This window comes from Aeromonas sp. QDB23 (genome assembly GCF_027707745.1).
GTDB lineage: Bacteria > Pseudomonadota > Gammaproteobacteria > Enterobacterales > Aeromonadaceae > Aeromonas > Aeromonas allosaccharophila.
The window spans coordinates 55,073-80,114 of record NZ_JAPCJA010000005.1 but is presented as its reverse complement, the minus strand read 5'-3'; the positions used below and the strand labels follow the sequence as shown (position 1 = coordinate 80,114).

Genomic DNA, 25,042 nt, shown 5'->3' with positions numbered 1-25,042 from the left:
CATTTTGATAACGATAAAATGTGACCAGCATTCTATTTTATCGGACTTTAATTAGTATAATGCGCTCCCCTTGATTAGTTGGGTTTAATAACAACTCGCTAACAAGCCAGGTGCTACTAGAGGAAGATAATAATGAATTTGTTCATGGGTCTGGTAGGGATGGCGACGCTCGTCCTTATCGCGGTGCTGTTCTCCAGCAATCGCAAGGCAATCAACGTGCGTACCGTTGTCGGTGCGTTCGTAATTCAAGCCGGTCTGGGTGCGTTCGTACTCTATGTGCCGGTTGGTCGCGATATCCTGGTCGGTGTGTCCGACGCGGTATCCAGCGTGATCAGCTACGGCCAGAACGGGATCGAATTCCTGTTCGGCGGTCTGGTCAGCAACAAGATGTTTGAAGTGTTCGGTGGCGGCGGCTTTATCTTTGCCTTCCGTGTTCTGCCGGTCATCATCTTCTTCTCTTCCCTGATTGCCGTGCTCTACTACCTGGGCATCATGCAGGTTGTCATCAAGTTGCTGGGCGGTGGCCTGCAGAAAGTGCTGGGTACTTCCCGCACCGAATCCCTGTCAGCCACAGCCAACATCTTCGTAGGCCAGACTGAAGCGCCGCTGGTGGTTCGTCCCTACATCTCCAAGATGACTGACTCCGAGCTGTTCGCCGTCATGTGTGGTGGTCTGGCTTCCGTTGCCGGCTCCGTACTGGCCGGTTACGCCTCCATGGGCGTCAAGATGGAGTACCTGATTGCAGCCTCCTTCATGGCCGCACCGGGTGGTCTGCTGTTCGCCAAGCTGCTGGTTCCCGAGACCGAGACCCCGAACTATGACGAAAGCTCTGCTGATGCCGAGCTGGACGACAAGCCTGCCAACGTCATTGACGCTGCTGCTGCTGGCGCCTCTGCCGGTATGCAGCTGGCCCTGAACGTCGGCGCCATGCTGCTGGCCTTCATCGGTCTGATCGCCATGATCAACGGCATCTTCTCCGGTGTGGGTGGCTGGTTCGGTTATCCGCAGCTCTCCCTGGAACTGCTGCTGGGCTGGATCTTCTCCCCGCTGGCCTTCCTGATCGGTGTGCCCTGGAATGAAGCCATCGTGGCGGGTTCCTTCATCGGTCAGAAGCTGGTGGTGAACGAGTTTGTTGCCTACCTGAACTTTGCTCCGTACCTGAAAGATGAAGTGCTGATCAACGGCGTGGCCATGTCTGCCCACACCAAGGCGATCATCTCCTTTGCCCTGTGTGGTTTTGCCAACCTCTCCTCTGTTGCCATCCTGCTGGGTGGTCTGGGGTCGATGGCACCGAACCGCCGCGGCACCATTGCACGTTTTGGTCTGAAAGCCGTACTGGCTGGCTCTCTGTCCAACCTGATGTCTGCCACTATCGCAGGCTTCTTCCTGGCTCTCTCCGCCATGTAATAGCGGCCTGATTGACAGGGTATAAACACGAACGCCACGGCATCTGCCGTGGCGTTCGCGTATGGATCGGTGACAACCGTTTTCCTATCTAAACTAATAATAAAATGAGTCAAATCGGAGGTTATATGAATGAAGTGCTACTGGCGATGGTGGCTGGCTTTATAGTCGGTTTGTTGTTTTCTTTCCTCAAATTGCCGATCCCGGCACCACCCGTTTTGTCTGGGGTAATGGGGATCGTCGGGGTCTATCTGGGGGGATTGGCCTACTCCTGGATCCTGACTCGGTTCTTTTCGTAAGGCTTTTTTAGACCTGGATTTGCCAGATGTGAGGTACCTCTGAAATTGGCAAATCCGGCTTGCAAACAGGGGGTATCTCGGCTGAAATAGGCGTTGCCAGCAGGGTGCTGGCAATGACTAATACTCGATGAAATCGGGTGTTGGCGGTCAAATGGAATTGATTGGGAAGTCGGGTCAGATGTTGTCGGCCTTTCTCAAGTCTTCATGGAACCAAGTCCGCACTTTTGTAAGAAAGTGACAGGGCTCTTGCCTTATTTACAGTCGCAGTGCCTGCAGGGTGCTTTGAATGGCATCCGGATAGTGGCGGTGCCTTCGCACTGTAATTCCATTCCCGTATAGCTGGGGATTACTGCCTGTGCATCCATCGCTGGATGGTCTGGTGGTGCCCGGTTATCTGGATTAAATCGAGACTTTGGAGAACAGAATGACTGATCTGAAAGTGGCCGCCCAGCGCGCCCTGAACCTGATGGACCTGACCACCCTGAACGATGACGACACCGATCAGAAGGTGATCGACCTGTGCCGCAAGGCCAAGTCACCGGCTGGCCTGACTGCCGCCGTCTGCATCTATCCCCGTTTTATCCCTATCGCTCGCAAGACTCTGCGTGAGATCGGCGCTGCCGACGTGCGCATTGCGACCGTGACCAACTTCCCTCACGGCAACGACGACATTGAGATCGCCGTGGCCGAAACCCGTGCCGCTGTCGCCTACGGTGCCGACGAAGTGGACGTGGTATTCCCGTACCGTGCCTTCATGGCGGGCAATGAACAGATCGGTTTTGATCTGGTCAAAGCTTGTAAAGAAGCCTGTGGCGCCAAGGTGCTGCTGAAAGTGATCATCGAAACTGGCGAGCTGAAAGAAGAGGCACTGATCCGTCGTGCTTCCGAGATCTGTATCGATGCCGGTGCCGACTTCATCAAGACCTCCACCGGCAAGGTGCCGGTCAATGCGACTCCGGAAGCGGCGCGCATCATGATGGAAGTGATCAAGGCCAAGAACCCGAAAGTCGGCTTCAAGCCTGCTGGTGGCGTGAAAGACGCAGCCGTTGCCGGTCAGTACCTGGCCATGGCCGAAGAGATCCTCGGCAAGGACTGGGTATCCGCCCGCACCTTCCGCTTCGGCGCATCCAGCCTGCTGGCCAGCTTGCTGGCAACACTGGGGCACGGCGACAAGCCGGCCAACACCAGCGGTTACTAATAAGTTGATGAGAGGGCGGGGGACTCCCGCCCTGTCTAGCCCCCACCATGCGGTGTGCGGGCAAGGATCCAGGCTTGTTTGACGCCAGCAATGGCGGAGGGAATGAAAGATGTTTTTGCCTCAAGAAATTATTCGCAAGAAGCGCAACGGCGAAGCGCTCAGTACCCAAGAGATTCAATTCTTCATTCAGGGCATTACCAACAACACCATCGGCGAGGGGCAGATTGCCGCGCTGGCGATGGCGGTCTACTTCAAAGACATGACCATGGATGAGCGGGTTGCCCTGACTTGCGCCATGCGTGACTCCGGCATGGTACTGACCTGGGATCACCTGAACCTGGGTGGCCCGATTGTCGACAAGCACTCCACCGGCGGTGTGGGTGATGTGGTCTCTCTGATGCTTGGCCCGATGGTCGCTGCGTGCGGAGGTTTCGTGCCGATGATCTCCGGTCGTGGCCTGGGCCACACTGGCGGTACGCTGGACAAGCTGGATGCCATTCCCGGCTACCAGACCTCGGTCGACAATGATCGTTTCCTGAAAGTGGTGAAAGAGGCGGGTGTCGCCATCATCGGCCAGACCGGCGATCTCGCTCCGGCTGACAAGCGTATCTATGCAGTACGGGACATCACCGCCACCGTCGAATCCATCGCGATGATCACCGGCTCCATCCTCTCCAAGAAGCTTGCCTCCGGGCTCGAAGCACTGGTAATGGATGTGAAAGTGGGTTCCGGCGCCTTTATGCCGACCTTCGAAGCGTCCGAAGAGCTGGCCAAGAGCATCGTGGCCGTGGCCAATGGTGCCGGTTGCCGCACCTCTGCGCTGCTCACCGATATGAACCAGGTGCTGGCCTCCAGCGCCGGTAACGCGGTGGAAGTGCGCGAAGCGGTGCGCTACCTGACCGGTGAATACCGCAACCCGCGCATCCACGAAGTGACCATGGCGCTGTGCGCCGAGATGCTGATCTCCGCAGGTCTGGCCAGCGACGACAGCGATGCCCGCCGCAAGCTGCAGGCGGTGCTGGATAACGGCAAGGCTGCCGAGATCTTCGGTCGCATGGTGACTGGCCTCGGTGGTCCGGCCGATTTCATGGAGCGTTATGACGCTTACCTGCCGAAAGCGGCCATCGTGCGTCCGGTCTTCGCGGCCAACAGCGGCTTCGTGACTGCCATGGACACCCGCGAGCTGGGTCTGGCCGTGGTGGCGATGGGCGGTGGTCGCCGCGCTGCCGGTGACAAACTTGATTATGCGGTCGGTCTGACCGACTTTATCCGCCTGGGTCAAAGCGTCGATGCTGACAAGCCGATCGCGATGATCCACGCTCAGACTGAAGAGCAATATGCTCAGGCTGCCAGCATGGTGCAGGCGGCTGTCCGGATTGGTGGCGAGCGGCCCGAGGCACTGCCTGAAGTGTACCGCCGTATCACCCTGGCTGATTTGTAACAAGGGGAAGACCCATGAAACGTACCTTTATTCTGATGATGGACTCTTTCGGTATTGGCGCTGCTGCCGACGCCGAGAAGTTCGGAGATGTGGGCGCCAACACCCTTGGCCATATCGCCAAGGCGTGTGCGGCAGGTGAAATTGAAGGCCGCGGTGCCCTCAGTCTGCCGAACCTCAACAAGCTGGGTCTGGGCCACGCCTGCGAGCAGGCCTCCGGCTACTTCCCAGCAGGGCTGAAGAAAGATATCGAGGTGGTCGGTGCCTATGGCTTTGCTCAGGAGCTCTCCTCCGGCAAGGACACCCCGTCCGGTCACTGGGAGATTGCCGGTGTACCCGTGCTGTTCGAGTGGGGCTACTTCAAGGATCACCACAACAGCTTCCCGCAGGAGCTGCTGGACGCCATCGTCGAGAAGGCCGGTCTGCCGGGCTATCTGGGCAACTGCCACGCCTCCGGTACCCAGGTGCTGGACGATCTGGGCGAAGAGCACATGAAGACCGGCAAGCCGATCCTCTACACCTCTGCCGACTCCGTGTTCCAGATTGCCTGCCACGAAGAGACCTACGGCCTCGAGAAGCTCTATGAGCTGTGCCACATCGTGCGCGAGCTGCTGGAGCCCTACAACATCGGCCGCGTGATTGCGCGTCCGTTCGTGGGCACTGGCAAGGGCAACTTCAAGCGTACCGGCAACCGTCACGACTACTCCGTGCTGCCGCCGGCGCCGACCGTGCTGGACTACATGAAAGATGCGGGTGGCCAGGTGGTCTCCATCGGCAAGATCGCCGACATCTATGCCGAGCAGGGCATCACCAAGAAGGTGAAGGGTACAGGTCTGGTTGAGCTATGGGATCGTACTCTGGAAGAGGTGAAAGCCGCCGGTGACAACACCATCGTCTTCACCAACTTTGTGGACTTCGACTCCTCTTACGGCCACCGTCGTGACGTGAAGGGTTACGCCGATGCACTGGAGTACTTCGACTCCCGCTTGCCGGAACTGTTCGAGCAGATGCAGGATGGCGACGTGGTGGTGCTGACCGCCGACCACGGCTGCGACCCGACCTGGGGTGGCACTGACCACACCCGTGAATATATTCCGGTGCTGTTCTTCGGCAAGCCGGTCAAGGCTGGCTCCGTCGGTCGTCGCGAGACCTTTGCCGATATCGGCCAGAGCATCGCGGCTTACCACAGTCTGCCGAAACTGGCATACGGTACCAGCTTCCTGTAATTTACCCGCCCGCCACTTCGGCGGCGGGCAATTTATAAAACAATAAAACTCAACCTGTGTGAAGGAATCAAGAGAATGGCAACTCCTCATATCAATGCGAAAGATGGCGCCTTTGCTGATACCGTGCTGATGCCGGGCGACCCCCTGCGCGCCAAGTACATCGCTGAAACTTTCCTGGAGAACGTCGAGCAGATCTGCGACGTGCGCAACATGTTCGGCTTTACCGGTACCTACAAGGGCCGTCGTATCTCCGTCATGGGTCACGGCATGGGTATCCCGTCCTGCTCCATCTACGCAAAAGAGCTGATCACCGATTACGGTGTGAAGACCCTGATCCGCGTGGGCTCCTGCGGTGCCGTGCGTGAAGATGTGAAACTGCGTGACGTGGTAATCGGTATGGGTGCCTGCACCGATTCCAAAGTAAACCGTCTGCGTTTCAAGGATCATGACTTCGCTGCCATCGCTGACTTCGACCTGGTTGCCAATGCTGTTCAGGCTGCCAAGAACAAGGGCACTCCGGTGCGCGTTGGTAACATCTTCTCCGCCGACCTGTTCTACACCCCGGATCCTTCCATGTTCGACGTCATGGAAAAATACGGTATCCTGGGTGTCGAGATGGAAGCGGCCGGTATCTACGGCGTGGCTGCAGAGTACGGTGCCAAAGCACTGACCATCTGCACCGTCTCCGACCATATCCGTACCGGCGAGCAGACCACTGCCGAAGAGCGTCAGCTGACCTTCAACGACATGATCGAGATCGCGCTGGACTCCGTCCTGCTGGGCGACAAGTAATCCGTCGTAGTGGCATGACAAGTGGAATGAAAACGGCGGCCTTGGGGCCGCCGTTTTGCATTTCTGAGGCTGGCGTCATAGGTCGAGGGCGAAGCGCCCCTTGCCCGCCAGCTTGGCCCGATACATGGCGGCATCCGCCCGGTGCAGCAGCTCATCGATGTGGCAGTGCTGACCATGACGACAGATCGCTCCGCCAATGCTGCCCGCCAGCGGTAGCCGGTGGCCAGCCACATCCCAGGGTTCGGCCATGGCGGCCAGCAGCCGCTGGCAAAGGGCTGGCAGCTCCTGCTCCGGGTGGCGCAAGTCGGGCAGTATGATGGTGAATTCGTCGCCTGCGAGGCGGGCCACCATATCGCCGGGGCGCACTTCGGCACAGAGCACGCTGGCGAAGCGGTGCAGCAGGGCGTCCCCCACATGGTGTCCCAACCGGTCGTTGATCTCCTTGAAGCCATCCAGATCGAGAAACAGCAGGCCGAGCGCCTCCCCGTCATGGTGTACCCGCTCCAGCTCGCGGGTCAGGCGCAGGGTGAACGCGCGCCGGTTGGGCAGAGTGGTGAGCGGGTCGTGGCTGGCATCATGTTCAAGCTGGCTCTGCAGCGCCTTGAACTGGGTGATATCGGCACCCAGGATATAGATCCCTGCCTCATCGCCCCGGCTCGGGATCATGGTGATCTTGAGATCGCGCGGGCCGATGGGCAGCTCGAAGCGGTATTCGAAGCTCACCTGCTCCCCCGCCTGTGCCCGGGCCAGATAGGTCATGGCATTGGCATAGGCGGCTTCACCGATCACTTCCCGCGCGCTCATATCCAGCATGCGTTCGGGATCGAGCCCGAAATAGCGGCAGTAAGCCTGATTGGCAAACAGGTAGCGCCCCTCTGGCGAAAGCATGCTGATGGTGACCGGCAGGCCGTCGGTGATGGCGCGCAGTCGGGCACGGTTGCGCTCCACCTCGGCCATTGCGATGTGCAGTTGCTCGACGGCTGCCGACTGCTCGCGGGTGCGTTCCCGCACCTGCATCGCCAGCCCCAGCTGCAGCTGCAGCAGCTTCTCTTCGGCCAGCTTGCGCTCGGTGAGATCGGCAAACACGGCGATCAGGTGGGGGGCCACGGTGCGGCTTTTGCACAGGGTTACGCTCAGTTGTACCCAACAGTGGCGGCCATCGGCACGCAACATCCGCTTCTCCAGCCGGTAGTGCTGGCGCTTGCCATCGATCAGCTCTTGAAAGATCGGCAACTCTCGCGGCAGATCGTCGGGATGGGTCATGGCTTGCCAGGTTTGATTCAGCATCTCCTGTTCGCGATAACCGAGCAGCTGTTGCAGTCCCGGATTGGCTTTGAGCCACACCCCCTCCATAGAGGAGAGCGCCATGCCGACCGCCGACTGGTTGAAGGTCTGGGTGAAGAGATGCTCCTGATCTTCCAGCACGTTGCTGAGGCTGCGTACTTGATGGCGCCGCTCGAGATCGTGCAGGGTGCTCTCTACCAGCAGGCCGAAATCATCGAGATCCTGGCGCTGCGCCTCATCGAGGGTACGCGGCTTGCTGTCTACCAGACAGAGGGTACCGAGCACTACTCCGTCCAGCGCCCGCAGGGGGCGACCGGCGTAGAACACCACATGGGGTGGGCCGAGCACCAGCGGGTTGTCGGCAAAGCGGGGATCGATACGGGCATCCGGCACCTGCATGATGCCGGGCTGCAAAATGGCGTGGCCACAGAAGGAGTGCTCCCGGCTGATTTCGCACAGCGGGATGCCGGTGCGGGAGAGAAACCACTGGCGATCCACATCGGTCAGGGAGACCAGTGCCACGGGCAGATCAAAATGGCGGCTGATGAGGCGGGTCAGGCGATCCAGCTGGGCGATGGGCTCGCGGTCGAGCAGCCCGAGGATCCGCAGTCGTGCCAGCCGACTCTCTTCATCCACGGGTAAAGTGGGGGCAATCATGCAGCTCTCCTGCTGGTTGTGCCATCAAGGATATATATACAAGGTGGCAGGGGGATCTGCGCCGGTCTACGGCTGATCGGCAGGTTTGCTCTTTTTCTTGTGTTTGCGCACCCGCATGTAGTTGCGGCGCACGCCGTAGGAGATGAGTAGCCCGGCCAGCAGGGCAACCAGCAGCATCAGCCGCTGTTTCTCCTGCACTACTTTGAGCCGGGTATCCTTGTCTGCCAGCAGCTTTTGCTCTTCCAGGGTGATGCGCAGGTAGCCGATGGTCTGAGCGCCATCGAGGATCTCCTGCACGAACTGGATCCGCCCCTTGCCCTGATCCGGCAGCGACTTGTTGTCGCTGCCGATGGGCAGCAGGCTCTCCAGCGGCACCGCCTGCTCCGACTGGGCGAGGGGAATGCCACGTCCGTCATAGAGGGTGACATCGAGGATCTCCGGCTCGGCAGCCAGATCCCGTGCCAGCCGCTCCAGCTCGCTGCTTTTGTCTTCCTTGATCCAGCGCTTCATGTCGCGGGCGGCATAGGCGACCAGTGCCTGCGCCCTGTTGCGCGCCTCACTGTGCAGTGATGCCTGGCTTTCACCCTGCATATGGATGAGCACGCCGAGTACCCAGCAGCCGAGCAGAATGCCGGCGGCCAGGCTGAGAACACGTTTGATGGGAAGATGACGCTGCAAGCGTGAGACCTCATGGTGACAAGGAGTGGCGGGATCTTGGCGCTTGCCTGTACAAAAAGCAATACGCTACTCTGGGCCAGCATTGTTAACCCCCTGATCACCAAGGAAGGCGTATCCCTTATGTTGTTGTCCCGGCTCCCCCCTCTGTTATCCGATTGGCCCGCGTTGTTGTCCGGCGCACCCTGCTGGCAGCTCAACGTTGATGCGTTGCAGCCGACAGAGACCCCGCAGGCGGGGGGCTGGCTGGTGCTATTTGGCAAGGGGCTGGGCGCATCCCATCTGGCGCGTCTGTCGCCACTGTTGGCCGCGCAGGGGCTGGCAGCCACCCTCTATCCTCCCAGCGAGGTGGCGGGTGTGCCGCTGCTGCTGCTTGGCTGCGATCGCTTCTCACCCGCGCTGGTGGCCGAGCTCAAGAGCGGTGTGTGGGAGATCGATCTCTGTCATTTGCCCGCGCTGCCGACCCTGAGCGAACCCGGCCTGCTGGTGATGGACATGGATTCCACCGCGATCCGCATCGAGTGTATCGACGAGATTGCCCGCCTTGCCGGGGTGGGGGAGCAGGTGGCGGCGGTAACGGCCGCGGCCATGCAGGGTAAGCTGGAGTTCTCCGACAGCCTGCGCAACCGGGTGGCCCTGCTGGCAGGGGCGCCGGTCACCATTCTCGACCAGGTAGCCGCCAACATGCCGTGGATGCCCGGCTTGCAGTTGATGGTCGATACCCTCAAAGGGGCGGGTTGGAAGGTGGCCATCGCCTCCGGTGGTTTTACCCGTTTTGCTGGCCAGTTGCAGCGCGAGCTGGGGCTCGATGCTATTTTCGCCAACGAGCTGGCGGTGGAAGGGGGTCAGCTGACCGGCAAGGTGAGCGGGCGCATCGTCGATGCCAGCGTCAAGGCCGAGGTGTTGCAGCAGTTGGCGCAGGAGTACGGCATTGCTGCCGCCCAGACTGTGGCCATCGGCGATGGCGCCAACGATCTCAAGATGATGAGCGTTGCCGGCCTTGGCATCGCTATTCACGCCAAACCGCTGGTGCGGGCGCAGGCGGCGGCCACCCTCAATCATCACGATCTGGAAGGGGTGATCTGCTTGCTGGCGGCGCGGGCCTGCAGCGAGCGGCGCTGGGACCAGCGCTGATCGTGTTTCAAGGAGGAAACCCATAAAAATGGAATTGTTGCAGCAGTCTCTATTTATCCCCTGTGGCGCCCATCAACTGCATGTTCGCCACATCAAACCCCGGGTCGCCGTGCATGGCGAGCCGATCCTGATGGTGCACGGCGCCATCGAGAACGGCCGGATCTTCTACACTGAATCGGGCAAGGGGCTGGCCTGTTTTCTGGCCCGCCACGGCTATCAGGTCTATGTGGCTGATTTGCGGGGGCGGGGGCTCAGCACCCCGGCCATCGCCGAGCAGGCGGAGCACGGTCAGCACGAACTGATCACCGAGGATCTGCCCGCCCTGCACCGCTGGATTGCCGCGCGCCATCACGGCTTCAAGGTGCACTGGGTGGCCCACTCCTGGGGCGGTGTCATCATGGCCTCGACTCTGGTGCGCTTTCCCGAGCTGGCGGAGCAGGTGGCCAGTCTGCTGTTTTTTGGCACCAAGCGCGGAGTGTCGGTGCACAATCCCGAGCGCTGGCTGAAGGTGGATCTGATCTGGAATCGGTTGGCCCCCTGGCTGGCCCGCCGCCGCGGTTTTCTGGCGGCTCGCAATCTGAAGATCGGGGCGGACGACGAGCCGCTGCGCTATCTGCAGGAGACCATCCCCTGGGTCAAGTGTGGCCCCTGGCAGGATCCCTACGACGGTTTTGCCTATGACGAGGCGGCAGCACGGGTCAACTGGCCGCCGCTCTGGATGATTTCGGCCAAAGCGGACAAGGTGCTGGGTCACCCGACCGATGTGCGCCGTTTCAGCGCCGAGATGGGCTCGGTCACCCGCCACACTCGCCTTGGCAGGGACAATGGTAACCGCCTCGATTATGACCACATCAACATGCTGACCGCCCCGCAGGCGCAGGAGGATCACTTCCCCCAGATCCTTGACTGGCTGCTCAATCCGCAGGCGGCATGACAAAAAACAGGGCGCATCGTGCGCCCTGCGTCATTTGGGTATGCTCCGAGATCTTCAGCTCAGCGGCGGCGTGATGCCAAAGCGGAACAGGGTGGCCCGGGTGGTATCGGTCAGCTCGCCGACACCCACCACGCTCCACAGCTCCTCTTCCAGCTTCTTGGCCTTGTGGATGGCGAACTTGGCTATGTAGTCCAGCTCGTTGGCGATGAAGTTGGTGTCGGGCCGCCCGGTGCGGGAGATGCCGACCAGTACCGAGTAAAACTCTCCCTGTTGTTGTGCCAGTTCGATGAACTGACGTTTCTCCTTGCTGCTGACAAAGCTGCTGGCCAGCCGGCTGTTGAAGATGGGCAGGCCCGCCTTGGTCTGGATGCTGGCGATGTAGACCTCGTCTTCTCTCGGTTTGTCCTCCCGCTCGATGGCGCGCAGCGGGTTCATCAGCAGCTCCTTGAGCAGTTCCCCCTGAAACAGCGGGTAGAGGTTCTCCTGCTCCGGCAGCTCGGCACAGGCTTGCAGCAGCCGCTGCAGACTGCGCGGTTGCAGCGACTTGCCGATGGAGGCCGGTTTGGGCGCCCCTTTCAGCTTGTTGACGTAGACCGGCGAGTTGAACAGGTGATGGGTGTAGATGTTGCGCAGTGCCCGCGCCAGCCCCCGATAGCGGCGCTGCTCCTGCGCCGCCTTGAGCTTGTTCTGGTTGCTCTCGATCAGCAGGCTGAAGAATTGGCGGCCGGTATGGCGATCCGAATCCCCTTCGATGCAGAGGTGCAGCACGGTACGGGTCATGTTGAGGCTGACCAGCCGGTAGGAGAGGTGCTGCAGATCCATGCTCTTGGAGAGCTCCTGCAAACGGGGCAGGGCGATGGTCACCACATCGTTCTTCTCGCCGATGAAGGCCTCTTCCAGCTCGATTTGCAGGCCGTGAGTCGAGATGTCGCGGGTCCAGCCGATCCAGGATTTGCCATTGTGGTGGATGGCGACCGCCGTCTTGTGGATGTAGCGCAGCTCCTTGCGCAACTGGACATAGTGCAGGGTTTCGAGCTCGAACGGGGCGACGCCCTGCTCGTGGCCAAAGCGCTGCAGCTCGTTGGCATTGTGATTGACCCCCTCCTGATGAAACTCCTCGCGCTGGGACTCCAGGCCGATCTCCTGCAGCAGGCCGCAATAGCCGATCTGCTTGAGCCGCTCGAGCAGCAGGATATCTTGCAACTGCGGGTTGTCCTGCCCCTGTAGTTGGCCCACATCCGCCTCGACCAAATCACACGCCTCCAGCGAAAATTTGTAGACGCGCCAGCTGGGGCGGCGCGAGCCCACCTGGAAAAAGAGGGCTGTAAGGCCACTCTGGCGCAGCTCCTCGGCGGTCGCGGAGAAGAAGTAGATATGGCTGCGCACAGTGTGGGTAAAGCAGTAGATGATGACCTCGGTGGTGGTGCCGGGGGCCGGGCAGAGCCGTTTCATCCGCTCGGCATTGAAGAGGCCCGCGAGGGCATCGCGGTTCTTTTCGTCGCGCCAATACTCCAGCAGGTGCTGGTTGTTCTCGGTACGCAGGGCTATCTCGAGGTTGGGGCTGTCGCCGGTGCCGAAGAAGAGCGGCATGCCGGTCATCCGCGGCAGGTAGAATTGCTCATAGCCCTTGATGATGGCGGCGGAGAGCAGGTAGTCAACGCTGACCCGATAGCGGATCTTGTTGGCCTCGATAAAGTCGCTGAGGAAGGCATCGAAGGCGGGCTGCTCGCCCGATCGCACCAGTCTTAGCCAATATTTCCCCTCTTTGCTCTCTTCACCGAGTATCTGGTAGCCGACCGGTTGGTGCAGCACCGGATTGGGGGTGTCCCGCTCCAGCCCGGTAAAGAAGACCTCCACCTGGGCGCCGGTGTGGTAGTTGGGCATATAGGGGACCGAGACCCGCATGCCTCCAAGTGATAGGTCAGAACTCTTGGCGAACAGCTTCTCACCGTCCTGAAACTTGATCAGCACCGGCGAGCTGAAGTGCATCCGCTCCTGACGGCGGCCGTAGTAGCTGGCAAAGGCGATGGTATTGACGTCATATTGCCGGAAGGGGCTGGCAGGGGGAGATAGCTGACCATCCACGCGGGCGTTATGGTGCTGTTTTTGCCACTGTTGCAGCGCCTCGTAGACACCGAGAGTATAGATATCGCGGTAGAGATAGCATTGGGACTGAAACAGGCCGATCGCCTCGGCGGGCATGAAGTGGGTGATGCCGTCGAATTCATGCACCAGGCACTCATCCCCCAGCTCATCGCGCATGTCGATGACCCTGCGGCAGGGTGAGCACTTGCGCTTGAGCTCCATCTTGATCAGAAAACGGCTGTTGCTATTTTCCTCCTGGGTCATGCGGTTGAAGATCTCGTCGAAATCTTTCTCCCGCAACAAGGGGACGAGTTGTTCAATCAGATGTTGCTGGTGTTCTGAATCCATGTGTTCCTGCCACGGAAAGTCACTTTTCCGATTCTGGGTTTGATCTGTCGGTCGCAAACAAGTATATCAAGCAGGAATTCATCCTGTCCCCGAGTTATCAATGGCCAAAAATAAAACTGCTTATGTTTGTTCCGAATGTGGTGCCGACTTCACACGCTGGCAAGGTCAATGCAGCGAATGCAAGGAGTGGAATACCATCACCGAGGTGCGTCTCGGGTCGGTGAGCCCCGCTGGCAAGAGTGCCCGATACACCGGTTATGCCGGCGCGGTCGGCAGTCAGGTACAAACATTGGCAGAGATCGCCACCACCGAAATCCCCCGTTTTACCTCAGGTTTCAAGGAGCTGGATCGGGTGCTTGGCGGTGGCGTGGTGCCCGGTTCGGCGATTCTGATCGGCGGCAACCCGGGGGCGGGCAAGTCGACCCTGCTGCTGCAGACCATGTGTGGTCTGGCCGAGCGGATGAAAACCCTCTATGTCACCGGCGAGGAGTCGCTCCAGCAGGTGGCGATGCGGGCCAACCGCCTCGGGCTGCCCACCGACAAGCTGCGGATGCTCTCCGAGACCAGCGTCGAGCAGATCTGCCTGATTGCCCAGCAGGAGCAGCCGCAGATCATGGTGATCGACTCCATTCAGGTGATGCATGTGGCGGATGTGCAATCATCCCCCGGTTCGGTCTCACAGGTGCGTGAAGCGGCGGCGCTGCTGACCCGCTACGCCAAACAGAATCATGTGGCCATCTTCATGGTGGGTCACGTGACCAAGGATGGCAGTCTGGCCGGCCCCAAGGTGCTGGAGCACTGCATCGACTGCTCGGTGCTGCTCGATGGTGGCCATGACTCCCGTTTTCGGACCCTGCGCTCCCACAAGAACCGCTTCGGCGCGGTCAACGAGCTGGGGGTCTTTGCCATGACCGAGCAGGGGATGCGCGAGGTGAGCAACCCCTCCGCCATCTTCCTCAGTCGGGGTCAGGAGCAGGCACCCGGATCCATCGTCATGGTGATCTGGGAGGGCACCCGGCCGCTGCTGGTGGAGTTGCAGGCGCTGGTGGACTACTCCCAGCTCTCCAACCCGCGCCGAGTGGCGGTGGGCATGGATCATAACCGGCTCGCTATGCTGCTGGCGGTGCTGCATCGTCACGGTGGGCTGCAGATGGCGGATCAGGATGTCTTCATCAACGTGGTCGGCGGGGTCAAGGTCGAGGAGACCAGTGCGGATCTGGCGCTGCTGCTGGCGATGGTCTCCAGTTTCCGGGATCAGGCACTGCCTAAGGATCTGGTGGTGTTCGGCGAAGTGGGCCTTTCCGGTGAGATTCGTCCGGTGCCGTCTGGTCAGGAGCGGTTGCAGGAGGCAGCCAAGCACGGTTTCCGTCGCGCCATCGTGCCGCACGCCAATGCCCCCAAGCACCCCATCGAAGGGATGGAAGTGGTGCCGGTCAAGAAGCTGTCCGAGGCTCTCGAGGCGCTGTAATCGTCCCGCATTGTAATTGAGACAACAGAACAGCAAAAAAGAGCGCCTCGGCGCTCTTTTTACGGGGTGGAACCTGCCATCAGGGCTGGCTATGCTCCAGATGCTCGCTCAGCAGTTGTTCCAGCTCGCGGTGGAGCAGCTCTTCGTCGCCGACGTTGAGCTCGATCATCCGCTTGAGGTGGGTGGCGCTGTCGATGTCGATGTGGTGGCAATAGAAACCCAGCTTCTTGCTGGCCTCGTGGGTCAGCTCGACCTGCATCTTGATTTCGATATCGCTACCGCTGAGCACAAAGCTGAGCTGGTACTCTTTGTTGTCACGACTCTCCCAGTCGTCGGGGCGGATCAACAGGGCTCCCTGCAAGGAGACATCGACCAGCTGAGTCTGCCACTTCTGTTCCCCCTGAGTTAGTTCTGCCATGGTCAAGTAGAGGATCCGTGCAAAACGGCGGCGCTCAGACATGCTCATCTCCTGTATGCAATAAGTGTGGACGCTAGGGTCATTGCTCTGAGTGTAATCCACCTTGGTTGCCAGTATCTTGAACTTGCTCCGAAAATGGCGTTCAGGCTTGCTGGGTAGTCAAGGATTCCACCACATGGAGCGCCTTGACCAGACGATCTTCCTGTTTGAAGCGCTCCTCCAGTACCGGACCCAGCTCGTTGAGATCGTCATCCAGCAGCAGCAGTTGGGCCTCGTCGGCATCGCTGTATTTGTCGTTGAACTCGAGAGCGAATTCGGTGCTGGTACGAATGTGGGGATAGATTCGCTTGGCCAGCTCCAGCGTTTCGCCGCTGGCTTGCTCGAAGGCGGTGACCACATGGTGGTAGATCTCGAAATGACCGGCGCTGACATAGTCGACCAGCTTTTCGCAAAAGTGCTGCAGCTCTTCCGTTTTTGGCAGGTTGCGTTGCTTGGTGCGGGCCGGGGTGAGGCCTGCCAGCCGCATATACTCGACCAGCAACGCTTGCCTTGCATCCAGCCAGTCATCGATAGCCTTATGCTTGCCAGCCAGCGCCTGTTTGGTCTGTTCCAGTTTCGTCAACATAATCCCTCCGTGGGGCAAAGGCTGGGCGTTTGATGGGCTTCCGAGCCGTTTGAGCAGTGACATTACCTATAACTAGGGAAAATCTGACCAAGCGTCAATAGCCATGCCGGGATATTGTTAAGTGACGAAGAAATAGGCTCTCTATCGTTTCCCCATGCCTGCAGCTTTCAGGCCGGTCCGCAGTTTTTCTGGTGTGGAATGTGACTATTTCCGCAGATCTTGATGAAAACCCCAGCGTTTGACGCGTTCGGCTCGATAAAGGCTTTGCCTGTGCGTTTTTTTTTGCATAGAGTGACCCAGCGCTAAATGCCCGATCATAAAGGAAATGTTATGAACAAAGCTCAACTTGTCGATGCGATTGCCGCCAAAGCAGATCTGAGCAAAGCTCAGGCCAAAGTGGCTCTGGAAGAGATCATCAATGGTATTACCCAGAGCTTGAAAGAAGGCGATGCTGTGCAACTGGTCGGTTTTGGCACCTTCAAGGTCACCCACCGCGCAGGCCGCACCGGTCGTAACCCGCAAACTGGTAACGAGATCCAGATTGCTGCTGCCAACGTGCCTTCATTCGTGGCTGGCAAGGCTCTGAAAGACGCCGTCAAGTAAGTCCGAAAGTCTGTTTTGTCCAATGCCAGTCAGCTTGCTGACTGGCATTGTTTTTATGGGGTTCTCACATCCTTCCGGTTAGTGCTTCCTGACTTTTCCTGCTGTGCCAGTTCCTTCTGTCAGCCTTGTTGTGGCTGAGGATTCATGCCGTCTGCGGGCTGGATGGCAGCGGCCAGATCCGTTCATAGGCCCAGGTAAAGAGCATGATGTAGACGAGGTAGAAGGCGACGAAGCCGAGATCCAGCATCAGGGCGTCCCACAGCCCCAGATCGAGCCAGAACATGACACAGGGGAGGGAGAGCATCATAAAGCTCGCCTCGTAGCCAAAAGCGTGCAGGAAGCGGTCGAGTGGTCGCTTGTTGGCGCGCCCGCAAAGTTTGAGCAACCCCTTGTCGAACAACAGGTTCCAGCCGTAGGTCCAGGCGGTGGCGACGATGGAGAAGAAGATGGCCAGCGAACCGACCTCGGCGACGCCCTGACCAAACAGCTGGCTGATCAGCGGTGCGACCAGCGCCAGCCCGATGCCTTCGTAGAGAACCAGATAACGAAGTCGATCCGGGGTGGTGCGCAGTTGGGTACTACTCATGTGATGTGCCTCCTGTGGGAGGCGCATTCTAATCAGGGAGTGGTTAAAAGAGAAGCACCCCGGCTCGTCAGGGCTGGCGTTGAGGGGGCATGATGATGCCCCCTCTTTGCGATACGTCTCTATTGCCAACTCTGGGCGCTGACCCCTGGTGGTCAACAGGCGCCGGTTGGCGTGACATGGGTCAGCATGGCAAAGCCCTCTTCCACCTGAGTGAGCTGTACCTTGACCTCTCCCAACTCGGCGAGCGAGGCAACATGGGTACCGCCACAGGGGATGGTCACCTCCTGACCTTCCAGCGTGCAGTGCCAGTAGCGGGAATCGATGATCGCCTCGCCAGCGCGGCTGCGGCGGATCTCGCCCCCGGCGGCGATCCAGTCGGCCAGTTGCTGATTGACCTGCTCTTCAATCAGCGCCAGATCCGCCAGCAGCGCTTCGCTGTTGACCCCCTTCTTGCGCAGACTCTTGCCGATGCGGTACTGCTCGCGTGAGCCCATGGGCTCGACCCGTGAACTCTGAATGGCAAGGCGGTCGAAGTCGGGCTGGCCCAGCGCATCACGCTCGCTTACCTCCTTGCGCCAGTAGGGGATGAGTACCCGATTGAGCGCCAGCGCGGCCAGATGGCAGCCACTGTGGCCCAGACTCAGGGCGTAGCGGGCAGCGCTATCCACTTGCAATTCGACTTGGCTGCCGGCGGCCAGTGCGTGGTCACCGGTCAGCGGATGGACCACCACGAAACGCCACCCTTCAGCCCCCCGTTTGACCGGAATGGCAGTATCGACGAACAGCTCGCCATCCGGGCTGATAGCCCCCATCCGGCAAGGGGCAATGGCGGCTTCGCCCCCTTCCCAGCGAGCATGGCCCACATCCCCCGGCTGATCGGGCCAGAGATGGCTTTGGGGATGAAAGGGGGTGAGGTCGGTGACCAGCAGCGTGGTGTCACCGCGCTGGCAGCAGACCACGCTGGCCTGCTCCTGATGATGGCCCAGCACGAAGCTGGCTCGGGTATGTTCCATGGCAAGGCTCCCGCAACGATAAATGAGAAGAGAAAGCGGCAGCATACGCCAAAGTGCGAAAGGGCTCATTAACCAGCGTTAATGAGCCCCTCTGTTGCTTGACGGTTTGCTAGATCATGGCAACCAGCAGGTAGGCGTTGAGGCCGATCACCAGCGCGACGATAAGGCGGCCTACCGCCTGGGTGACGGGGTGGTTGCGATGTTCCCCCATCAGCGCCCGATCGCCGGTCAGCATCAACAGCGGAATGAGGGCCAGTGCGATACCAAAGCTCAGGACCACCTGACTCAGCACCAGAATGTCGGTGGTGTTGAGCCCCATGGCGATCACCACGAAGGCGGGAGCCATGGTGATTGCGCGACGCAGCCAGAGTGGGATGGTAAAGCGGACAAAGCCCTGCATCACCACTTGCCCGGCCAGGGTGCCCACCACAGTAGAGCTGATGCCGGAGGCGACCAGAGAGAGGCCAAACAGGGTGGCAGCCGCCTGACCCAGCAGCGGGGTGAGGGTCTGGTAGGCAGATTCCAGCTCCGCAACCTGCTGGTGGCCCGAACTGTGGAACGCTGCAGCCGCCATCGCCATCATCGCCAGATTGACGAAGCCTGCGATGGTCATGGCAATCGCCACATCGACCCGGGTGGTGTGCAGCCGCTGGCTGACCGAGCCCTGATCCTGCGTGTGCTGGGTCAGTGCCGAGTGCAGGTAGATGACGTGGGGCATCACGGTGGCACCGAGCACCCCGGCGGCCAGATAGACGGCATCGCTGTTGGGCAGGCCGGGGAAGAGGGCGCCCTCCAGCAGGCTGGGCAGATGGGGGCGGGAGAAGATCAGCTCAACGATGTAGGCTGCCGCAACGAACAGCAGCAGGCCACCGACTACGAACTCCAGCGGTTTCTGGCCGCGGGATTGCAACATCAGGATCCCCCAGGTCACCACGGCGGTGATGCAGGCCCCCTCCAGCAGGGTGACGCCAAGCAGCAGCTTGAAGCCTACTGCGGCGCCAATGAATTCGGCGAGATCGGTGGCTATGGCGATGATCTCTGCCTGCACCCAGTAGGCCCACACCGCCGGCTTCGGCAGTCGGTCGCGAATGTGCTCCGCCAGATTCTTGCCGGTGACGATGCCGAGCTTGGCCGAGAGGGTCTGCACCACCATGGCCATCAGGTTCGCCCACACCACCACCCACAGTAGCTGGTAGCCGAAGGTAGAGCCCGCCTGGATATTGGTGGCGAAGTTGCCCGGATCGATGTAACCGATGGCGGCGATAAAGGCAGGCCCGAGCAGGGTCAGTTTGAATTTGCGGGCCGGGATCGTTGTCGTCAGTGCGGGTTGCATGGCATCACCCTCCATAAGGATATGGAGAGAGAATAGATCTAAATGATAATTATTATCAATTGGTCTTTTGTATCATTTCCATCGGGAAAAACATTTGAGGCAGTCAGTTGCAGTGAAGGATGTGATTTTGTACAATATGCCGCCCTAGAAAAGCAGCGACTAAACACCTTTATGTTCCTTGCCTCCGAGGTCTGGCTGCACCTGGGCGGAGGCTGAATTAATCCGTAAGGAGCTAAAATGCGTCATTACGAAATCGTCTTCATGGTTCATCCGGACCAGAGCGAGCAAGTACCCGGCATGATCGAGCGTTACACCGGCGCTATCACCACCTCCGGTGGCACCATTCATCGCCTGGAAGATTGGGGCCGTCGTCAGCTGGCTTACCCGATCGACAAACTGCACAAAGCCCACTACGTTCTGATGAACGTAGAAGCAGAGCAAGCCGTTATCGATGAGCTGGAAACCAACTTCCGCTTCAACGATGCCGTTATCCGCAACATGATCATGCGCACCAAGCACGCTGTGACTGAAGTTTCTCCGATGGCCAAGGCCAAGGAAGAGCGTTTTGTCCGTCGTGACGACGAGCGCCGTGAAGAAGCTACTGAAGCTGCTTCCGAAGAGTAATTCTGGATCACTGAATAGAGGATAAAGGCCATGGCACGTTATTTCCGTCGTCGTAAGTTCTGCCGCTTCACCGCCGAGAACGTTACCGAGATCGACTACAAAGATATCGTTACTCTGAAAAACTACGTCACTGAATCTGGCAAGATCGTACCAAGCCGTATCACCGGTACCCGCGCCAAGTATCAGCGTCAGCTGGCACGCGCCATCAAGCGTGCTCGTTACCTGGCTCTGCTGCCGTACACCGATCTGCACAACAAGTAAGAATCGGTCCGGCACTTAAGCCTAACTCAACTTCTCTAGAGGAAAGGTAATGCAAGTTATCCTGCTCGACAAAATCGCCAAACTGGGCGGTCTGGGTGATCAAGTCGCTGTTAAAGCTGGCTACGCCCGTAACTATCTGATCCCGCAAGGCAAAGCTGTTATGGCTACCAAGGCTAACATCGAATCTTTCGATGCTCGCCGTGCTGAACTGGAAGCCAAACTGGCTGCCGGTAAAGCTGCCGCTGAAGAGCGCGCTGCCAAGCTGGCCGAACTGGCTGCCGTTGTTATCGCCTCCAAATCTGGCGACGAAGGCAAGCTGTTCGGTTCCATCGGTACCCGTGACGTGGCTGAAGCCATCACTGCTGCTGGTGTTGCTGTTGCCAAGAGCGAAGTCCGTATGGGCAACGTTCTGCGTAACACCGGTGAGTACGAAGTTGCCGTTCAGCTGCACGCTGACGTTAAAGCAACCGTACAGATCCAGGTTGTTGCCCTGTAATAGCGATTCGCTTTTGCAGAAAAAACCCGCGCTCTTGCGCGGGTTTTTTATTTTGGGGTCCGGGGGTAGAGTGAAGGTCTGTTCCACTGGAGGAGATCCTTATGGCAGCCTGGGTCGAAGGTCGCGTCATCGAACGCATCGAATGGACACCCACCCTGTTTTCCCTGCGCGTAGCGGCCGATCTGGCCCCCTACAAGGCAGGTCAATTCACCAAGCTGGCCCTCGAGCAGGGCGATCGCCGCATTCAGCGCGCTTACTCCTTCGTCAATCCTCCCTCTGCGCCATACCACGAGTTCTATCTGGTCGAGATCCCCAGTGGTGAACTGACCCCCTCGCTCGGCTCGCTACAAGCCGGTGATACCCTGCTGGTGCAATCCCAGGCGACCGGCTTCCTGACGCTCGATGAGGTGCCCGCCGGGCGCGATCTCTGGCTGCTCTCGACCGGTACGGCCATCGGTCCGTTCCTCTCCATGCTGGCCGATGGCGAGGTGTTTAACCGTTTCGAGAATCTGGTGCTGGTGCACGGGGTGCGCAAAGGCGAAGAGCTAAGTTATCAGCCACTTATCGCCAGCTTTGCCGGGCAATATAGCGAACGCTTTTGTTATGTTCCCTTTGTCAGCCGTGAGCCGTGGCCCGAGGCGATGGCAGGGCGGATCCCGGCTGCCATCGCCGAAGGTCGGTTGCAGGCGCGAGTGGGGCTGGAATTTTCACCCGAGCTGAGCCAGGTGCTGATCTGTGGCAACCCGGAGATGGTGAAAGAGACCCAGCAGACCTTGCTGGCGCTGGGGTTGGCCAAGAATCTGCGGCGGGCGCCGGGTAATATCAGTGCGGAGAACTACTGGTAATAGTCGTGGAGTCGGGGCCACGATTGGCCCCTGACCATTACTGGTTATTACCCTGAGGGGCGGAGAGCTGGTTGGTGCTGGGTGGCTGATTGCGGTTCTCTTCATCTTCCAGATTGAATTTGACCGCCTTGCAGTCGGCCGGAGCGGTTTCGCCGATCCCCAGATCGAGGCAGTCGTTCTGGGTCCAGCCGAACTGCTTGTCATCCCAGTCCAGATTGAATTTAAGCTCATCGACGGAGAATTCGGAGCCACTGCTCTCTTGATATTGCTGTGTCGCAGCGGCGCTGCCGGTAATCAGAAGAAGGGAGAGTAGCAAAGTGGTCTTACTGTTCATGATGGCCTCGGATAATTGCAACGGTGGATGAGTCTACTGATCGGGGCTGAACCCGAGCGGAACCGTAGTGCATCTCACCATTCGATTAAGTCAGGAGGGGATTGTATCGCGTTTCTGCTGCCGATTTGTCCGTTTTGGTCGCACTCTGGGCAGCTGGTTGTCAATCTGAAGGAATTCAGTCATTTGCCCTTCTCTACGCGGGCTCGACGACTATAATCGGCAGCCAACTTTTCCTGCACAGCACACCCCTTCATCATGACCACACAGGACTCCTCCGCGCTGCGCTACCCCAAGGGGTGGTTTGCTCTGACGACGGTATACAGTTTCACCGGGTTGGCCATTCTGGCCTCCATCATCTTCTCCCTGCTGCTGTTCCTCTCCATCGATGACAATCCGCTGATGAAGTGGCTGTTTGGCGGGCTGGCCATCATCTTCGAACTGGGCAAGTTTTACGTCTGGTACGAGTACGGTGAGCGCAAGGCGCGGCGGGATCTGGGCGGCGCTTTCTGGTCTCTGCTGTTCTACAGCGTGCTGGCGGCCATCTCCATTGGCGGCAGTATCGGTGGCATCAACAGTGCCACCAACACGGTATTGAGCCAGCAGGCACGCCACGAGCGGGAGCTTGCCCGTTTCGACGAGCAGATCGCCAGCATCGAGCGGCAGATCCAGCTCAACGAAGAGGCGGCCCGCAAATATATCGAGCTGGAGCGCATCTCTAGCGGTGTCTCCTCGTTGCAGCACGCCAACACCAAGCTGCGCTTGCAGCAGGATGAGCTGCGCCAGCAGCGCGATGCCAAGCCGGTCAACGAACAATCCTCCATGCTGGGGCTGATGAGCAGTCTGGCGGACGGGGTGGGGATGAGCATCAGTCAGGTGCAGTTCCTGTTGGTCTGCTTCCTCTCGGTGCTGCTCGACGTGTTTGGCGCCTTCTTCGTCAGCTTGATCGGCGAGGAGAACCGCTTTCGCCGGATGTGGCGCTGGCAGCAAGAGCAAGCCCGCCTTGCTGCGCAGGAAGCGCTGGCGATGGCGGCTCAGCACGAGCCGATGATACCCCCCGAGCCCGCTCCCGAAGTGCTGGCGCAGGTTCACGGTGCGCTGGTGAGCGGTGAGCTCAAGTGCAGCAAGCGCTCGGTGGCGCAGGCGCTGTCACTCTCGCTGGAGGAGGTGGATCGGGTGTTCCACCATCTGCTGTCGCAAGGGGTACTGGGGCAGGGGAGTAATCGCCACTACTACCTCAATCCGGCGCTGGAGCAGCAACCCGGGTAATGAGAAGGCCACCGGAATGCGGTGGCCTTTGTCGTTATAAAGCGGCGGTAGCACTCAGTGAGTCAGCACCATCATCAGGCTGAGGAAGGCGGCCAGTCCGCCACCGATACCGATGATCCAGTAAAACCCCTTGGCCCCCTGTTTGAGCGGGATGCGGAAGTAGAGCAGAAACGCCCACCACCCCAGTGCCAGCAACAGAGGAATAAGAAACATTCGAGCCATGGTGTCCTCGCTGTTATTCTGTTGACCCTTGATCAATCAACAGGATGGATTGTGCAATGACGCAACTACAGATTACCGCATTCGGTGACCCCTCGGTACTCAAGCTCAACCCTTCCCTCGATAAGGTGCCAGCCGATGGCGAAGTGCGGGTGCGCATCTGCTTTGCCGGGGTCAATCCCATCGATGCCAAAACCCGTGCAGGCCTTGGCTGGGCGGCGGCCCAGAACAAGGACAAGCTGCCCTGGACGCCGGGTTATGACGTCTCCGGCGTGGTGGAGAAGGTGGGCCCCGGCGTGACCTCGCTGGTCGAAGGTGATCAGGTGTGCGGCATGGTTGGGTTTCCCCTGAGCGCCGGTGGCTACGGGGAGTCTGTGGTGGCAAGCGAGAGCGAGCTGGTCAAACTCGACGGGGTGAGCCTCCAGCAGGGGGCTGCGTTGCCCTTGGCCGGTCTCACCGCCTGGCAGGGGCTGTTTGAGCACGGGGCCCTCCAGAGCGGCCAGCGGGTGTTGATCCTCGCCGGTGCCGGTGGTGTCGGCCATCTGGCGGTGCAGTTTGCCAGCGCCTATGGCGCCGAGGTGGTGGCTACCGCAAGCCCGGACAACCATGGCTTCCTGCACGCTCTGGGGGCGCGCTGGATGGTGGACTACCACGACGCAAACTGGCCAGCACGGGTGGTGGCAGAGGCCGGTCAGGTCGATCTGGTGCTGGATCTGGTGGGCGGCGAGAGCGGCAAGGCGGCGCTCGCCTGCGTCAAGCCGGGTGGCCGTCTGGTGACGGTGCCCACTATTACCGCCCAGCTGATCAAGGATGCGGGTGCTGCGGCGGGTATCGAGGTGGTCGGCATGCTGGTTCACCCCGATCAGAAGCAGCTGGGTCAGATGTTGATGCTGCTGCGTCAGGGGGAGGTGAAGGTCACCCTCGCCGGTGAGTTCGCTCTGGCTGAGGGTGCGCTGGCCCATCAGGCCATCGAAGGGGGCCATGTGCGTGGCAAGCTGTTGCTGCGGATGCCTGCGGCCGACGGCCTGCCCGGATGAATGGCATTACCGAGATGGGTCTGGGGTGGCTGTTTCTGAGCGCCTTCACCTCCGCCACCCTGCTGCCCGGCAGCTCCGAAGTGCTGCTGGGGGCCATGGCGGCCAAGGGGGAGTGGAGCATGGCGAGCCTGCTGCTGTGGGCGACGCTGGGCAATACCCTCGGCTCCATGACCACCTGGTGGCTCGGCTGGCTCGCCACCTTCAAGAAGAAACCGGAAGATTTTCAAGGCCGTGGGGAACAAAAAGCCTTAGGCTGGCTCAAACAACATGGTCACTGGTGTCTGCTGCTTGCCTGGACGCCGGTGGTCGGTGATGGTCTCTGTCTGTTGGCCGGTTGGCTGCGCTTCTCCTTCTGGCGCTCTCTTATCCTGATCGGGCTCGGCAAATTGTTCCGTTATGCCCTGGTTTTTCTGCTGGCCAGTCACATTTTCTAGCCTGTT

General features: G+C 59.7%; 27 protein-coding genes. 17 read left to right on the top strand and 10 right to left on the bottom strand.

The window, feature by feature from the left end; all coding sequences use genetic code 11:
• The first annotated feature begins 132 nt into the window (after positions 1-132).
• The 6 genes from PG888_RS03945 (at position 133) to deoD (ending at position 6,357) form a co-directional block, all read left to right on the top strand.
• Positions 133-1,407 carry a NupC/NupG family nucleoside CNT transporter gene (locus PG888_RS03945; RefSeq protein ID WP_058053950.1) on the top strand — a complete coding sequence of 425 codons (1,275 nt, stop codon included), beginning with the start codon at positions 133-135 and terminating at the stop codon, positions 1,405-1,407.
• Positions 1,408-1,532: 125 nt separating this feature from the next.
• Positions 1,533-1,703: a XapX domain-containing protein gene (locus PG888_RS03940; RefSeq protein WP_005340467.1), complete on the top strand. Its 171-nt coding sequence runs from the start codon at positions 1,533-1,535 to the stop codon at positions 1,701-1,703.
• A 424-nt stretch (positions 1,704-2,127) separates the two neighbouring features.
• Complete coding sequence (gene deoC / locus PG888_RS03935) at positions 2,128-2,901, top strand: deoxyribose-phosphate aldolase (protein ID WP_058053951.1); 774 nt, start codon at positions 2,128-2,130, stop codon at positions 2,899-2,901.
• Positions 2,902-3,010: 109 nt separating this feature from the next.
• Positions 3,011-4,342, top strand: a complete 1,332-nt coding sequence (gene deoA, locus PG888_RS03930; protein ID WP_042063211.1) for a thymidine phosphorylase — start codon at positions 3,011-3,013, stop codon at positions 4,340-4,342.
• 14 nt (positions 4,343-4,356) lie between these two features.
• A complete protein-coding gene (locus PG888_RS03925; protein WP_182938778.1) occupies positions 4,357-5,565 on the top strand; it encodes a phosphopentomutase in 1,209 nt (402 codons plus the stop codon).
• Positions 5,566-5,640: 75 nt separating this feature from the next.
• On the top strand, positions 5,641-6,357 hold the full coding sequence (gene deoD, locus PG888_RS03920; protein WP_033135484.1) for a purine-nucleoside phosphorylase: 717 nt from the start codon (positions 5,641-5,643) through the stop codon (positions 6,355-6,357).
• A gap of 75 nt (positions 6,358-6,432) precedes the next feature.
• Here the strand turns inward: deoD and PG888_RS03915 are convergent, their stop codons facing one another.
• Together PG888_RS03915 and PG888_RS03910 are read right to left on the bottom strand one after the other, a co-directional pair.
• Entirely contained in the window at positions 6,433-8,298 is a 1,866-nt protein-coding gene (locus PG888_RS03915; RefSeq protein WP_182938779.1) for a sensor domain-containing diguanylate cyclase, read from the bottom strand.
• 66 nt (positions 8,299-8,364) lie between these two features.
• On the bottom strand, positions 8,365-8,976 hold the full coding sequence (locus PG888_RS03910; protein ID WP_111806135.1) for an AhpA/YtjB family protein: 612 nt from the start codon (positions 8,974-8,976) through the stop codon (positions 8,365-8,367).
• A gap of 120 nt (positions 8,977-9,096) precedes the next feature.
• Between PG888_RS03910 and serB the strand changes: the two genes are divergently transcribed.
• Positions 9,097-10,107 carry a phosphoserine phosphatase SerB gene (gene serB / locus PG888_RS03905; protein WP_182938780.1) on the top strand — a complete coding sequence of 337 codons (1,011 nt, stop codon included), beginning with the start codon at positions 9,097-9,099 and terminating at the stop codon, positions 10,105-10,107.
• 28 nt (positions 10,108-10,135) lie between these two features.
• Positions 10,136-11,041: an alpha/beta fold hydrolase gene (locus PG888_RS03900; protein WP_182938781.1), complete on the top strand. Its 906-nt coding sequence runs from the start codon at positions 10,136-10,138 to the stop codon at positions 11,039-11,041.
• 54 nt (positions 11,042-11,095) lie between these two features.
• On the opposite strand, the gene PG888_RS03895 is transcribed toward PG888_RS03900, so the two are convergent.
• Positions 11,096-13,474 carry a PilZ domain-containing protein gene (locus PG888_RS03895; protein WP_182938782.1) on the bottom strand — a complete coding sequence of 793 codons (2,379 nt, stop codon included), beginning with the start codon at positions 13,472-13,474 and terminating at the stop codon, positions 11,096-11,098.
• A 100-nt stretch (positions 13,475-13,574) separates the two neighbouring features.
• Between PG888_RS03895 and radA the strand changes: the two genes are divergently transcribed.
• Positions 13,575-14,942, top strand: a complete 1,368-nt coding sequence (gene radA, locus PG888_RS03890) for a DNA repair protein RadA (RefSeq protein ID WP_005340481.1) — start codon at positions 13,575-13,577, stop codon at positions 14,940-14,942.
• A 79-nt stretch (positions 14,943-15,021) separates the two neighbouring features.
• Here radA and PG888_RS03885 read toward each other — a convergent pair whose 3' ends face one another.
• Positions 15,022-15,402 (bottom strand): PilZ domain-containing protein, encoded by a 381-nt coding sequence (locus PG888_RS03885; protein ID WP_042063002.1) that lies wholly within the window; start codon positions 15,400-15,402, stop codon positions 15,022-15,024.
• Positions 15,403-15,502: 100 nt separating this feature from the next.
• On the bottom strand, positions 15,503-15,985 hold the full coding sequence (locus PG888_RS03880) for an Rsd/AlgQ family anti-sigma factor (protein WP_042063003.1): 483 nt from the start codon (positions 15,983-15,985) through the stop codon (positions 15,503-15,505).
• 330 nt (positions 15,986-16,315) lie between these two features.
• Between PG888_RS03880 and PG888_RS03875 the strand changes: the two genes are divergently transcribed.
• The gene (locus PG888_RS03875; protein WP_033135475.1) at positions 16,316-16,588 is read left to right on the top strand and encodes an HU family DNA-binding protein; all 273 of its coding nucleotides are present in this window, start codon (positions 16,316-16,318) and stop codon (positions 16,586-16,588) included.
• Between the two features lie 142 nt (positions 16,589-16,730).
• Here the strand turns inward: PG888_RS03875 and PG888_RS03870 are convergent, their stop codons facing one another.
• From PG888_RS03870 to PG888_RS03860, 3 genes are all read right to left on the bottom strand, one after another.
• Positions 16,731-17,174 (bottom strand): PACE efflux transporter, encoded by a 444-nt coding sequence (locus PG888_RS03870; protein ID WP_139406857.1) that lies wholly within the window; start codon positions 17,172-17,174, stop codon positions 16,731-16,733.
• 152 nt (positions 17,175-17,326) lie between these two features.
• Positions 17,327-18,187: a hypothetical protein gene (locus tag PG888_RS03865; protein ID WP_182938783.1), complete on the bottom strand. Its 861-nt coding sequence runs from the start codon at positions 18,185-18,187 to the stop codon at positions 17,327-17,329.
• A 109-nt stretch (positions 18,188-18,296) separates the two neighbouring features.
• Entirely contained in the window at positions 18,297-19,520 is a 1,224-nt protein-coding gene (locus tag PG888_RS03860) for an Nramp family divalent metal transporter (protein ID WP_182938784.1), read from the bottom strand.
• A gap of 237 nt (positions 19,521-19,757) precedes the next feature.
• Between PG888_RS03860 and rpsF the strand changes: the two genes are divergently transcribed.
• From rpsF to PG888_RS03840, 4 genes are all read left to right on the top strand, one after another.
• Entirely contained in the window at positions 19,758-20,144 is a 387-nt protein-coding gene (gene rpsF / locus PG888_RS03855; protein WP_033135470.1) for a 30S ribosomal protein S6, read from the top strand.
• 30 nt (positions 20,145-20,174) lie between these two features.
• Positions 20,175-20,405 (top strand): 30S ribosomal protein S18, encoded by a 231-nt coding sequence (gene rpsR / locus PG888_RS03850; RefSeq protein WP_005313392.1) that lies wholly within the window; start codon positions 20,175-20,177, stop codon positions 20,403-20,405.
• Between the two features lie 49 nt (positions 20,406-20,454).
• The gene (rplI, locus tag PG888_RS03845; protein ID WP_042063007.1) at positions 20,455-20,901 is read left to right on the top strand and encodes a 50S ribosomal protein L9; all 447 of its coding nucleotides are present in this window, start codon (positions 20,455-20,457) and stop codon (positions 20,899-20,901) included.
• A gap of 101 nt (positions 20,902-21,002) precedes the next feature.
• Complete coding sequence (locus tag PG888_RS03840) at positions 21,003-21,746, top strand: ferredoxin--NADP reductase (RefSeq protein ID WP_182938785.1); 744 nt, start codon at positions 21,003-21,005, stop codon at positions 21,744-21,746.
• Between the two features lie 37 nt (positions 21,747-21,783).
• Here PG888_RS03840 and PG888_RS03835 read toward each other — a convergent pair whose 3' ends face one another.
• A complete protein-coding gene (locus PG888_RS03835; protein ID WP_111807709.1) occupies positions 21,784-22,080 on the bottom strand; it encodes a hypothetical protein in 297 nt (98 codons plus the stop codon).
• Positions 22,081-22,335: 255 nt separating this feature from the next.
• On the opposite strand from PG888_RS03835, the gene PG888_RS03830 reads away from it, so the two are divergent.
• A complete protein-coding gene (locus PG888_RS03830; protein WP_182938786.1) occupies positions 22,336-23,346 on the top strand; it encodes a Preprotein translocase subunit SecY in 1,011 nt (336 codons plus the stop codon).
• Positions 23,347-23,400: 54 nt separating this feature from the next.
• On the opposite strand, the gene PG888_RS03825 is transcribed toward PG888_RS03830, so the two are convergent.
• The gene (locus tag PG888_RS03825) at positions 23,401-23,568 is read right to left on the bottom strand and encodes a hypothetical protein (RefSeq protein WP_005308905.1); all 168 of its coding nucleotides are present in this window, start codon (positions 23,566-23,568) and stop codon (positions 23,401-23,403) included.
• 56 nt (positions 23,569-23,624) lie between these two features.
• On the opposite strand from PG888_RS03825, the gene PG888_RS03820 reads away from it, so the two are divergent.
• Positions 23,625-24,602, top strand: a complete 978-nt coding sequence (locus PG888_RS03820; RefSeq protein WP_270692746.1) for an NADP-dependent oxidoreductase — start codon at positions 23,625-23,627, stop codon at positions 24,600-24,602.
• Positions 24,599-25,036 carry a YqaA family protein gene (locus PG888_RS03815; RefSeq protein WP_182938788.1) on the top strand — a complete coding sequence of 146 codons (438 nt, stop codon included), beginning with the start codon at positions 24,599-24,601 and terminating at the stop codon, positions 25,034-25,036. Before PG888_RS03820 ends, PG888_RS03815 begins: the two co-directional genes overlap by 4 nt.
• Positions 25,037-25,042 lie beyond the last annotated feature (6 nt).

Excerpts from the sequence above, each read along its gene's own strand:
- PG888_RS03815 (WP_182938788.1), top strand. The coding sequence starts at position 24,599 with ATGAATGGCATTACCGAGATGGGTCTGGGGTGGCTGTTTCTGAGCGCC.
- PG888_RS03895 (WP_182938782.1), bottom strand. The coding sequence starts at position 13,474 with ATGGATTCAGAACACCAGCAACATCTGATTGAACAACTCGTCCCCTTG.
- PG888_RS03875 (WP_033135475.1), top strand. The coding sequence starts at position 16,316 with ATGAACAAAGCTCAACTTGTCGATGCGATTGCCGCCAAAGCAGATCTG.
- PG888_RS03915 (WP_182938779.1), bottom strand. The coding sequence starts at position 8,298 with ATGATTGCCCCCACTTTACCCGTGGATGAAGAGAGTCGGCTGGCACGA.
- PG888_RS03900 (WP_182938781.1), top strand. The coding sequence starts at position 10,136 with ATGGAATTGTTGCAGCAGTCTCTATTTATCCCCTGTGGCGCCCATCAA.
- deoD (WP_033135484.1), top strand. The coding sequence starts at position 5,641 with ATGGCAACTCCTCATATCAATGCGAAAGATGGCGCCTTTGCTGATACC.
- PG888_RS03825 (WP_005308905.1), bottom strand. The coding sequence starts at position 23,568 with ATGGCTCGAATGTTTCTTATTCCTCTGTTGCTGGCACTGGGGTGGTGG.
- deoA (WP_042063211.1), top strand. The coding sequence starts at position 3,011 with ATGTTTTTGCCTCAAGAAATTATTCGCAAGAAGCGCAACGGCGAAGCG.
- PG888_RS03860 (WP_182938784.1), bottom strand. The coding sequence starts at position 19,520 with ATGCAACCCGCACTGACGACAACGATCCCGGCCCGCAAATTCAAACTG.
- rpsF (WP_033135470.1), top strand. The coding sequence starts at position 19,758 with ATGCGTCATTACGAAATCGTCTTCATGGTTCATCCGGACCAGAGCGAG.
- PG888_RS03945 (WP_058053950.1), top strand. The coding sequence starts at position 133 with ATGAATTTGTTCATGGGTCTGGTAGGGATGGCGACGCTCGTCCTTATC.
- rplI (WP_042063007.1), top strand. The coding sequence starts at position 20,455 with ATGCAAGTTATCCTGCTCGACAAAATCGCCAAACTGGGCGGTCTGGGT.
- deoC (WP_058053951.1), top strand. The coding sequence starts at position 2,128 with ATGACTGATCTGAAAGTGGCCGCCCAGCGCGCCCTGAACCTGATGGAC.
- PG888_RS03940 (WP_005340467.1), top strand. The coding sequence starts at position 1,533 with ATGAATGAAGTGCTACTGGCGATGGTGGCTGGCTTTATAGTCGGTTTG.
- PG888_RS03840 (WP_182938785.1), top strand. The coding sequence starts at position 21,003 with ATGGCAGCCTGGGTCGAAGGTCGCGTCATCGAACGCATCGAATGGACA.
- PG888_RS03880 (WP_042063003.1), bottom strand. The coding sequence starts at position 15,985 with ATGTTGACGAAACTGGAACAGACCAAACAGGCGCTGGCTGGCAAGCAT.
- serB (WP_182938780.1), top strand. The coding sequence starts at position 9,097 with ATGTTGTTGTCCCGGCTCCCCCCTCTGTTATCCGATTGGCCCGCGTTG.
- PG888_RS03830 (WP_182938786.1), top strand. The coding sequence starts at position 22,336 with ATGACCACACAGGACTCCTCCGCGCTGCGCTACCCCAAGGGGTGGTTT.
- rpsR (WP_005313392.1), top strand. The coding sequence starts at position 20,175 with ATGGCACGTTATTTCCGTCGTCGTAAGTTCTGCCGCTTCACCGCCGAG.
- PG888_RS03835 (WP_111807709.1), bottom strand. The coding sequence starts at position 22,080 with ATGAACAGTAAGACCACTTTGCTACTCTCCCTTCTTCTGATTACCGGC.
- radA (WP_005340481.1), top strand. The coding sequence starts at position 13,575 with ATGGCCAAAAATAAAACTGCTTATGTTTGTTCCGAATGTGGTGCCGAC.
- PG888_RS03865 (WP_182938783.1), bottom strand. The coding sequence starts at position 18,187 with ATGGAACATACCCGAGCCAGCTTCGTGCTGGGCCATCATCAGGAGCAG.
- PG888_RS03925 (WP_182938778.1), top strand. The coding sequence starts at position 4,357 with ATGAAACGTACCTTTATTCTGATGATGGACTCTTTCGGTATTGGCGCT.
- PG888_RS03870 (WP_139406857.1), bottom strand. The coding sequence starts at position 17,174 with ATGAGTAGTACCCAACTGCGCACCACCCCGGATCGACTTCGTTATCTG.
- PG888_RS03885 (WP_042063002.1), bottom strand. The coding sequence starts at position 15,402 with ATGTCTGAGCGCCGCCGTTTTGCACGGATCCTCTACTTGACCATGGCA.
- PG888_RS03820 (WP_270692746.1), top strand. The coding sequence starts at position 23,625 with ATGACGCAACTACAGATTACCGCATTCGGTGACCCCTCGGTACTCAAG.